The sequence below is a fragment of the Arthrobacter sp. Dra40 genome (genome assembly GCF_059091905.1).
In genome coordinates, this window is record NZ_JBNHHB010000190.1 from 1 (window position 1) to 9,725 (window position 9,725).

Annotated in this window: 10 protein-coding genes and 1 tRNA gene; 4 read left to right on the plus strand and 7 right to left on the minus strand. The window is 66.0% G+C overall.

All coding sequences use genetic code 11. The annotated features are described in order from the left end of the window. A partial coding sequence (locus tag AC5RWT_RS30480; protein ID WP_494083472.1) for a site-2 protease family protein occupies positions 1-1,104 on the minus strand: 1,104 nt, incomplete at its 3' end. Continuing rightward, complete coding sequence (locus tag AC5RWT_RS30485; RefSeq protein WP_494083473.1) at positions 1,101-1,826, minus strand: HAD family hydrolase; 726 nt, start codon at positions 1,824-1,826, stop codon at positions 1,101-1,103. The genes AC5RWT_RS30480 and AC5RWT_RS30485, both read right to left, overlap by 4 nt. Before the next feature lie 160 nt (positions 1,827-1,986). Here AC5RWT_RS30485 and AC5RWT_RS30490 point away from each other — a divergent pair, with 160 nt between their 5' ends. Beyond that, positions 1,987-2,874: a PAC2 family protein gene (locus tag AC5RWT_RS30490; RefSeq protein WP_494083480.1), complete on the plus strand. Its 888-nt coding sequence runs from the start codon at positions 1,987-1,989 to the stop codon at positions 2,872-2,874. 27 nt (positions 2,875-2,901) lie between these two features. On the opposite strand, the gene mshC is transcribed toward AC5RWT_RS30490, so the two are convergent. Both mshC and AC5RWT_RS30500 read right to left on the minus strand, forming a co-directional pair. Further along, positions 2,902-4,164: a cysteine--1-D-myo-inosityl 2-amino-2-deoxy-alpha-D-glucopyranoside ligase gene (gene mshC / locus AC5RWT_RS30495; protein WP_494083474.1), complete on the minus strand. Its 1,263-nt coding sequence runs from the start codon at positions 4,162-4,164 to the stop codon at positions 2,902-2,904. 111 nt (positions 4,165-4,275) lie between these two features. Continuing rightward, positions 4,276-5,100, minus strand: a complete 825-nt coding sequence (locus AC5RWT_RS30500; protein WP_494083475.1) for an undecaprenyl-diphosphate phosphatase — start codon at positions 5,098-5,100, stop codon at positions 4,276-4,278. 165 nt (positions 5,101-5,265) lie between these two features. Here AC5RWT_RS30500 and AC5RWT_RS30505 point away from each other — a divergent pair, with 165 nt between their 5' ends. After that, positions 5,266-6,201: an aldo/keto reductase gene (locus AC5RWT_RS30505; protein WP_494083476.1), complete on the plus strand. Its 936-nt coding sequence runs from the start codon at positions 5,266-5,268 to the stop codon at positions 6,199-6,201. Between the two features lie 102 nt (positions 6,202-6,303). Here the strand turns inward: AC5RWT_RS30505 and AC5RWT_RS30510 are convergent, their stop codons facing one another. Further along, positions 6,304-6,582, minus strand: coding sequence for a hypothetical protein (locus AC5RWT_RS30510; RefSeq protein WP_493967600.1), 279 nt, complete (start codon positions 6,580-6,582; stop codon positions 6,304-6,306). 52 nt (positions 6,583-6,634) lie between these two features. Here AC5RWT_RS30510 and AC5RWT_RS30515 point away from each other — a divergent pair, with 52 nt between their 5' ends. Continuing rightward, on the plus strand, positions 6,635-6,868 hold the full coding sequence (locus AC5RWT_RS30515; RefSeq protein WP_494083477.1) for a DUF5703 family protein: 234 nt from the start codon (positions 6,635-6,637) through the stop codon (positions 6,866-6,868). A gap of 30 nt (positions 6,869-6,898) precedes the next feature. On the opposite strand, the gene AC5RWT_RS30520 is transcribed toward AC5RWT_RS30515, so the two are convergent. Both AC5RWT_RS30520 and AC5RWT_RS30525 read right to left on the minus strand, forming a co-directional pair. Continuing rightward, a complete protein-coding gene (locus AC5RWT_RS30520; protein ID WP_494083478.1) occupies positions 6,899-8,056 on the minus strand; it encodes an acyl-CoA dehydrogenase family protein in 1,158 nt (385 codons plus the stop codon). A 34-nt stretch (positions 8,057-8,090) separates the two neighbouring features. After that, positions 8,091-9,395 carry a M20/M25/M40 family metallo-hydrolase gene (locus AC5RWT_RS30525; protein WP_494083479.1) on the minus strand — a complete coding sequence of 435 codons (1,305 nt, stop codon included), beginning with the start codon at positions 9,393-9,395 and terminating at the stop codon, positions 8,091-8,093. Positions 9,396-9,634: 239 nt separating this feature from the next. Here AC5RWT_RS30525 and AC5RWT_RS30530 point away from each other — a divergent pair. After that, positions 9,635-9,718 (plus strand) — tRNA-Leu (locus tag AC5RWT_RS30530). The last annotated feature ends 7 nt before the right edge of the window (positions 9,719-9,725 follow it).

Sequence of the window (9,725 nt, forward strand, 5' to 3'; positions counted from 1 at the left end):
CACCCCGGTGACCCGGCCTTCGCCGTCGATCACGGCGTACTCGCTGCCCGCCAGGCGGGCCAGATACTGCACCAGCTCCTGGCCGGCGGCAAGCTCCGGGACGTAGGCTCCCGGCGCCAGGGCCCGGGAGACGGCGGCGGCCGGGGTTTGGGCAGCGGCCGACGGCGGCACCTGGCTCAGCGCGGCGCTGTCCACTACTGCTTCGGGCTGGCCGGTGCTGGCGGTGAGCACCACTGAGAGCCCGGGGTGCCGTTGGAGAGCCTGCTGCACCTGGTCGACCGTCGCGGTGGCGGGCAGCGAGGTCGCCGGTAGCTTGAGCTGCCCGGCGCTGACAGAAGGCAGGCGGAGCCGCATCCGGGCGTGTGAAATGGCTGAACTTGCGCCCATCCAGAGGAAACCGCAGACCAGCACCATGAGCACCACCAGTTGCAGGTCCGGCGTCCCGCCGCGCAGCCACGGGATGCCCACGACGCCGATCACCAGCAGCACCACGATGACGCGGCCGGCCCAGCCCGCGGCGACGGTGCCCTTTTCCTGGCTGCCTGTCAGTTTCCAGACAGCGGTCTCCACCAGCCGTCCGCCGTCCAGCGGCAGGCCCGGCAGGATATTGAAAATCGCCACCAGGAAGTTTGCCCAGATGAAGATGTCGGTCAGCAGGTACGGAATCGGTTCGCCGCGGAACAGCGGCAGGACGAGCGAACCGAGCCCGGCCAGTGCGAAGTTGGCCACGGGGCCGGAGAGAGCCACCAGCAGGGACTTGCCCGGTGTGGCATTGAAGTTGTCGAACTGGGTGTGGCCGCCCCACAGATTGAGCACGATCTTGGCGGAGGGCCAATGAAAGGTCCGTGCTGTCAGGGCGTGGGCGAGTTCGTGCACCAGCACCGAGAACAGCAGCAGCAGCGCATAGCCAAGGGCCACCGCGTAGGCGCCGACGCCAATTTCCGGCATCAGGCGCTGCACCTGGGGGCCGAAGACCAGCACGATGAAGGCGGCGATGACGAACCAGGACCAGGCCAGCACCACCGGAACGCCGAACATGCGTCCCAGGGGAATGCCTTCGCTGCGTTCCTTCTCCCCGGACGGCCGGGGGGTCTGCGGGCTCATACTCCTGCTTCCTCGGAGGCACGCACCAGGCGCTCCAGATCCTTTAGGCCCTTGCCGGACAGGCTCTCCCAGTGCGTACGTCCGGGGGCGGGTGGAACGGGCACCACATGCGGGATGGCCACGGTCACCAGGCCCGCGGCTTCGGCGGACGCGACCCCTGGAACCGAATCCTCGAGCGCAACAACATACTGCTTGTCGGCGCCGGGCAGTTCGGCACAGAGCCAGTCGAAAGCCCGTTGGTACGGTTCCGGATGCGGTTTGCCGTGTTCAACCATGTCACCGGTGACGAGGTGGCTGAAGCTTCCTTCGGGCAGCGCCCGGACCACCTCGTCGGCCAGCTTCGTCTCACTCATGGTCACCAGTACTGCCGGAATCCCCTGCTCGACCAGCCCTGCGAGCAGCTCCCGTGCCCCGGGGCGCCACGGGATGCGTTGGCGGACACGCTCGGTAACGGCGTCAATCAGCCGGTCGACGATCTCACGGATGCCCAGATCCACGCCCGCCTGCTGCAGCACGGCAGCGGATGTTTCCAAGGCGTTTCCCACCAGTTTTTTGCCCAGCTCCTCGTTCCACACGCCGCCGTAGGAGGCGACGAGTTCGGATTCGGCCTCGATCCAGTAGGGCTCAGTGTCAACAAGCGTTCCGTCCATATCCCAGAACACCGCCTGCAGGCCGTACGGAGGGACGCTGGACGCGGCTGGGGAAGGGTCAAGTGCGGGCATAATCCCAGTCTACGGTCCCTTCAGGCGCCGCTCGGGCCCGGCTCCCGGCAGCAGAATCCGCTGGCTATGCTCTACGCGAATCGAATGACAGCTCACTGACAAGCCGTGTCGGGAGGATTAGGGTGAAACCGTGAGTACTCAGGACAGTGGCGACCTGCCCATGGATGATGCCGGCGAGCAGCACGGCCTGCATTTGCTGTTCCCGAAGGCCAAGACCGGCGAGGCGCCGCGGCGTTACACCGTGATGCTGGCTGCCTTCGAAGGGTGGAACGACGCCGGAGAAGCCGCGACCGATGCCGTCAAGTACCTCAGCCGGCTGTGGGACAGCCACAAGGTGGCCACCGTGGACCCGGACCTCTACTACGATTTTCAATTCACCCGGCCGGTGGTGCATCGGACCGGCTCCGGGGAACGCCGGATCAAATGGCCGACGACGAAGCTCACCCGCAGCAGCATCCCCGGCAGCCAAATCGACATCGTCTTTGTGCATGGCGTGGAGCCGTCCTACCGCTGGCGTGCCTACACCGCCGAGCTGTTGGCCCACGCCGAGGAACTGGGTGTGGATTGCATTATCCTGGTGGGCGCACTTCTGGCTGATGTGCCGCATACGCGTCCCATCCCCGTGACCATCACCAGCGACGACGATGACGTCCGGCGCGCACTGAACACCGAATCCAGCCAATACGAGGGCCCCACCGGGATCGTGGGAGTACTGGCCGATGTGGCGTCGCTGGCTGGCATTCCGACCATGTCTGTGTGGGCCGCTGTGCCGCACTACGTGGGCCAGTCGCCCTCCCCCAAGGCAGAGCTTGCGCTGCTGCACCGGCTGGAGGACATCCTGCAGGTTCCGCTGGAAGTGTCGGCCCTCAGCGAAGAGGCCGAAGCCTGGGAGCGCGGAGTCGACGAACTGGCCACCGAGGACCCCGAAGTCGCTGCCTACGTGCGGCAACTCGAAGAGGCCAAGGACACCGCAGAACTGCCGGAGGCCACCGGCGAGTCCATTGCCCGCGAATTCGAGCGCTACCTCAAAAAGCGGGGCAAAGAGTAGCCGGGCTGCCGGCAGCCTCCTGCGAAACTACAGCCGGATGCCGAGCAATGCGTCGAGCAGGGCTGCAAACTGTTCCGCGCCGTCGCGGGTCTGTCCGTCCGCCTGCTGGCGGGAGTGCTCGGCAAAGCCGTCGATCTCGGCCAGGGCGGCCGGGGCGTTGAGGTCGTTGGAGAGCGCGCGGCGGATCTGGTGCGCGAGCTCGGGTACCTGTTCTGCCTGCACGTAGCGGGCCGCGCCCCGCCAGGCAGCAAGCCGGGCCTGGCCCTGCCGGAGCAGTTCCCCGGTCCAGAACCAGTCGCTGCGGTAGTGCTGTCCCAGCAGCACGGTGCGGATTGCTGCAGGCTCCACGCCTTCTTTTCGAAGCGCCGAGACCAGTACCAAATTGCCCTTGGACTTGCTCATCTTCTCGCCGTCGAGTCCGACCATGCCGGCATGCACAAAGTGTTTGGCCAACGGCTCGCCGGACATGGCGTAGGCATGGCCGGCGCTCATTTCGTGGTGCGGGAAGCTCAGGTCGGACCCGCCGGCCTGGACATCGAAGGTCTCCGGCAGGAATTTGCGCGCAATCACCGAACACTCGATGTGCCAGCCGGGTCGGCCATCGCCCAGTGAGGCACCCGGCCACTCGGGCTCGCCCTCGCGGGCAACGCGCCACAACAGCGCGTCCAGGGGGTGCTTCTTGCCCGGCCGTTCAGGGTCTCCGCCGCGTTCGGCGAAGAGCGGCAGCATGTCCGCTTCGGTCAAGCGGGACGTGGCGCCGTTGTGCCAGCCCGGACCGGCGGCGGCAACGGAGTCGAAGTAGACATCGCCGTCGGGTTCGCCGTTGGTTCCGGGCACCCGGTAGGCAAGGCCCCGGGCCAGCAGATCCTCCACCGCCGGGACAATCCACTGGATGGCTTCCACCGCGCCCACATACTGCTCGGGCGGGATCACGTTCAGCTCTTCCATGTCGGAGCGGAACAGTTCGGTCTGGTCCTTGGCCAGGATCTGCCAGTCCATGCCGGTGGCCGACGCACGTTCCAGCAGGGGATCATCGATGTCCGTGACGTTCTGCACGTAGGTGACCGTGCGGCCGGCATCGCGCCAATAGCGGTTGAGCAGATCGAACGCCACGTACGTGGCAGCATGGCCCATGTGGGTGGCGTCATAGGGGGTGATGCCGCAGACGTAGAGGCTCGCGGTGGAGGACGCCCCAAGCCGGACCAGCGACCCCACGGAGGTGTCGTGGATGGTCAGTTCGTCTTTGCCGCCCGGAATTTCGGGGACGGCACGGGCATTCCAACCAAGCACTCTTGAGTTTCCTTCCAGTGAGGCGGACCGGATGCAGAAAGCCCCGATCCGCCGTCGTACATTAAAGCTCCTAACGTTTAAGGACGCAGGAGCCGGATAAATTCCCGCGTGTCAGGCGTTGATGGCTCCGAAGCCCAGCAGCACGAACAGCAGCGTACCCAGGGCGATCCGGTACCACACGAACAGCCGGTAGCTGCGGGTGGATACATACTTGAGGAACCAGCCGATGATCACGAAGCCCACGCCGAATGCCACCACGGTGGCCAGCGCTGTCTCCCCCAGCCCGTACGGTCCGGGCTCGCCGAAGCTCTTGGCCAGTTGGTACAGGCCCGAGGCGAAGACCGCCGGGATGGCCAGCAGGAACGAATAGCGCGCGGCCGCCTCGCGGGTGTAGCCCATCAGCAGGCCGGCGGTGATGGTGCCGCCGGAGCGGGAGACACCCGGGATCAGAGCCAGCGCCTGGGCCAGGCCGTAGAGGATGCCGTGCTTGTACGTGAGTTTGTCCAGCGTCCGGGTCTGGCGGCCGAGGGAGTCGGCGACGGCCAGGAACAGGCCAAAGACAATCAGCATGGTGGCCACGATCCACAGGCTGCGGAAGGTGGATTCAATCTGGTCCTGGAACAACAGCCCCAGCACAGCGATGGGAACCGAACCGATGATCACCAGCCAGCCCATCCGGGCGTCGGGATCGCTGCGCGGCACTCTGCCGGTGAGCGAGCCGAACCAAGCCTTGATGATGTTGACAATATCGCGCCAGAAATAGACGACAACAGCCGTCTCAGTGCCCAGCTGCGTGATGGCGGTGAAGGCAGCCCCGGGGTCGGAGGCACCGGGCATGAACTCGCCGACGATGCGCAGATGTGCGCTGGACGAGATCGGGAGGAACTCGGTCAGGCCCTGCACGAGCCCCAAAAGGATTGCTTCTAGCCAATTCACATCCTCGACCTTATGGCACGCGGGCCCCGGGAACGGAAACTGACACAGCCGCTGTGGCAAAGATGCCGTCGCGGCCTGAGGGTACGCCGCTGTTCCCTATCCGCGGACGCGATGGGCGGCGGGCCGTTGCCAAGGGCCCGGCACTGCAGGCCATAAGCTGGCTCTATGGAGCACAAGCGCTTGGGAAACAGCGGGCTGAAGGTCCCGCAACTATCGCTGGGAACGATGACCTGGGGAGAAGAGACGGACGAGGAAGCCGCCGGCACCATGCTGCGCGCCTACCTGGATGCCGGCGGCACCTTGCTGGACACCGCTGCCCCCTATGCAGAAGGCCGCAGCGAGGCGATGCTGGGTACGTTCCTGGGCGAGCTGGTCCCCCGGCAGGAAGTGCTGGTGGTTTCCAAGGCGGGTGTCACGCGCAGCGAGGGCCGGCGCGAGGTGGATACGTCCAGAGGGGCCATGCTGCGCAGCCTGGATGCCAGCTTGGCACGGCTTGGCACTGACTACCTGGACCTGTGGCTGGTCCATCTCTGGGACGACGGCGCTGCGCCGCTGGAAGAGACCCTCTCGGCCCTTGAGCACGCGGTGTCCTCCGGCCGCGCCCGCTATGTCGGCGTGTCCAACTATTCCGGTTGGCAGTTGGCCCGGGCGGTCTCGATCAGCCCGGTTCCGTTGGTCGCCGTGCAGAACGAGTATTCGCTGCTGCAGCGCCGCCCCGAACATGAAGTCATTCCGGCCGCAACCGCGCTGGGACCGGGCCTGATGGCCTGGTCGCCGTTGGGACGCGGCGTGCTGACCGGCAAGTACCGCACCGGCACACCCGCCGACTCCCGTGCTGCCTCAGAGCACCGCGCCGGCTACGTGGAACCGTATCTGGCGGGCCGGCCGGCCAGGATCGTCGATGCATTGGCCACGGCGGCGCGCGGCCTGGACGTTCAGCCGCTGGACCTGGCGTTGAGCTGGGTGCTGCAGCGGCCGGCCGTCGGCACGGCGGTGGTCGGACCACGGACGCCCGCCCAGCTGGAAGACATCCTGAACGCTCCCCTGAATGCCTTGCCCGCCGAAATCGCCCAGGTGCTGGACGAAATTTCCGCGCCGTAGGCCGGCTGCACCAAGCAAGCGGCCTCAGGGCGCGGTTTCAGGGCGGCAACCGGGAGCAGGCGCCGCGAAACGCCCTACCCGGTGCCGGCGGATGGGCGTATGCTACTTTTCTTCGATCTCCAAATCGTCGTCGAAGGGATCCACCACGTCGCCGGGGTCGTCTGTTCCTTCGTCGTCCGACTCGTCGTAGATGACCAGCGGCGTCACTTCGCCGTACGCATCGTAGAGCGCGTCCTCGTACGTCTCGAACGATTCCATGATGGACGAGAACGCTGCTTCCACGGCAGGATCGTCATCACCCCGGCGGCTGGAGGCGGCGGCCAGATGCTCTTGCAGGGCGGATACCAATGACTCAAGTGCGACGCGCGGATCAATGCTCATGCTGTAGACGTTAGCCGCTATGTGGAGAATAAGTGAAGAGAACAGGAGGGCAATGAGAGAACAATTTCTGGGTGCCGCCGTGACCCGTGAACGCGACTATGCCCGGCAGTACGAGTACCTGGTCCTGACGGTGAACAAAGACGAATCCATCGGCGAAGCCCGCCGCGCACTGACCGACCACGCCGAGTACGGCAAGTGGGACCTGGTCCGCAGCCGGTTGTACCTGGGCGGCAGCCGGAAGTACTGGCTCCGCCGTCGGGTGCTCAAAGTCGAACGTACCGCCTGACCCTCAGGCCAGGCGGTACGCGCCGTTGCGTCAGTCGTCCAACGGCCCCAGCCAGGCCGTGGCGACGGTGCTGTGCGCGGACTCGTCGTCCGAGGGGTGGTACAGCCCTGCCAAAACGTCGCGGTACAGCCTCTCCAGTTCGCCGCCGCGGAAGTATCCGCCGCCGCCGGAGACGCGCACTGCCTTCTCCACCACGTCCTTGGCAGTTTCGGTCGCCCTGATCTTGATGCCGGCAAGTTTGGCGAACCAGAACTTGCCGTGGTCGGCCTGCGTGTCCACGTCGCGGGCAAGGGCGGTCAGTTGCGGGTACAGCCCGTCCATGGCCAACGCGGCATCGGCCACACGCCAGCGGATGTCCGGATCCTGGGCGTAGCTCTTACCCGTTTTCAGGGAACGACGGCGGTGAACGGCTGCCACGGCCAGGTCCAGGGCGCGGGCGCCGATTCCGGCATAGACGGAGGAGAGCAGGATTTCGAAGCACGCAAAGATGCCGAAGATCAACGGATCCGGGTTGGGTCCCACCGGCAGCTTCCGGAAAACCTTCTCCGGCGCCGCGACGGCACCTTCCAGCACCGTCGTATTGGACTGGCTGGCCCGCATGCCCAGCGTGTTCCAGTCATCTTTGATCCGGTAGCCGGGCTTGTCCCGGTCGATGAACGCCCACACCAGTTGGGGCGCCGGGCCGGAATCGTCCCGCCCGAAGACGCCCAGCCTGGTCCAGGCCGGCGAGAGGCTGGTGAAAACCTTCGTGCCGGTGAATCCGTAGCCGCCGTCCTCGCGGGGCGCGGCCACGGTACGGGAATCGAACAGGACCTGGTCGTTGCCGGCCTCGGAGACACCGAAACCGAAGACTTCGCCCCGGCCTGCCTCCGCCAGGACGTAGTCCATTGTGTCGTCGCCGCGGGCCTTGAGGACGCGGGCGACCCCGGTCCACACCAGGTGCATGTTGACCGCCAGCGCCGTGGCCGGAGCTGCCGTGGCCAGCCGCATCTGCGCCCTGACAACCTCTTCGAGCGAGTAGCCCGGTCCGCCGTACTCCTCCGGCACGAACATCTTCAGGTAGCCCGCCTCGACGAGGTCCGCGAAGTCTTCATGGAAGAAGCTGTTCGCTTCGTCGTAGCCTGCGGCCCGTCCCCTGATGGTTTCCAGCAGGGCATCGGGGAGCAGATCGTCAACACTGGCAGGCATGCCGGTGGTCCTTTCGTCGTCGTTATCCAAGAGATCAGTAGGTGGTGAGCAGTCGCTCCAGGACGCGCGTGCCGAACTTCAGCGAGTCCACCGGCACGCGTTCGTCCACGCCATGGAACATTCCGGTGAAATCCAAGTCGTCGGGCAACCGCAGCGGCGCGAAGCCATAGCCGGTGATGCCCAGCCTCGCCAGCGCTTTGTTGTCCGTCCCGCCGGAAAGCGTGTACGGCAGCACCACGGCGTCGGGATCCTCATGTACGAGCGAGTCGATCATGGCGTCGACCAGGTTTCCGGCGAACGGCACCTCCAGCGACCTGTCCTGGTGCACGTAACTGACCTCCACGCCTTCACCCGCGAGTTCGCGGATGGTGGCCAGCACCAGCTCTTCCTGTCCGGGCAGCGTCCGGGCATCGATCCGTGCCTCGGCAAAACCGGGAATCACGTTCTCTTTGTAGCCGGCCTTCAATACCGTCGGGTTGGAAGTGTTCTGCAGCGTGGCGCCCACAAAGCGGGCCAGGGTACCCAGTTCCTTGAGCAGGATCTCCGGATTGTCCGGATCGAATTCGACGCCGGTCAGCTCGGTTACGCCGTCCAGGAAGCGGCGGGTGGTGTCGGTAAGTTCGATCGGCCACTGGTGGGCCCCGATCCGGGCAACGGCGGCCGCCAGCGTGGTCACCGCGTTGTCAGTGTTGATCTGGGAACCGTGGCCGGCCCGGCCGGCGACTGCTAGCCGCAGCCACGCGATGCCTTTCTCCGCGGTCTGCAGCAGGTAGGCCCGCCGACCGCCGATCGTGGCGGAGAAACCGCCCACTTCCGAGATGGCTTCGGTGGCGCCGTCGAAGAGCTCGGGACGATTATCGACTGCCCAGCGCGCACCGTACGTGCCGCCGGCTTCCTCGTCGGCGAAGAACGCGAAGACGATGTCCCGGCGGGGCTGGATGCCGCTGCGGGACATGTGGCGGGCCACCGAGAGGATCATCGCGTCCATGTCCTTCATGTCCACGGCGCCCCGTCCCCAGATGAGGCCGTCCCGCTCCTCCCCGCTGAACGGATCCACCTGCCAGTCATCGGCCTGTGCGGGCACCACGTCAAGGTGGCCGTGCACCACCAGTGCGGGAGCCGAAGGGTCCGATCCGCTCATCCGTGTCACCACCGAGGCCCTGCCGGGGGCGGACTCGAACACTTCAGTCGCAAGGCCGGCTTCCTCCAGCAGGTTCGCGGCGTATTCGGCGGCCGGCCTCTCCCCCGGGCCTTCGTTGACGCCGTAGTTGGAGGTATCAATCCGGATCAACTCCTGGCAGATCCGGACCACTTCGTCGTGCGGGCTCGGTACAGTCATGACGGCTCCTTGAAGTCGGTGTCTGTCCCCAGCCTAACCAGCCTCAGCTGCCGGAGGGAGGAGCAGCGCCATGGTACGCCGCCGCACAGTGCCCGCGGATCCACCGCGCATCATCGTCTCCGGCGGCAGCCAGCGGGTCCGATTCAACAGTTCCGGCAAAACATGTTAGAGTTTTTCTCGCTGCTTTCGACGGATTCAGGGCCCCTGAGGGCTCCCGGACATTCGCCGATAGACCACCTGCGCGGGTGGCGGAATGGTAGACGCGCTAGCTTGAGGTGCTAGTCCTCTTATTGAGGGTGAGGGTTCGAGTCCCTTCCTGCGCACAGAGAA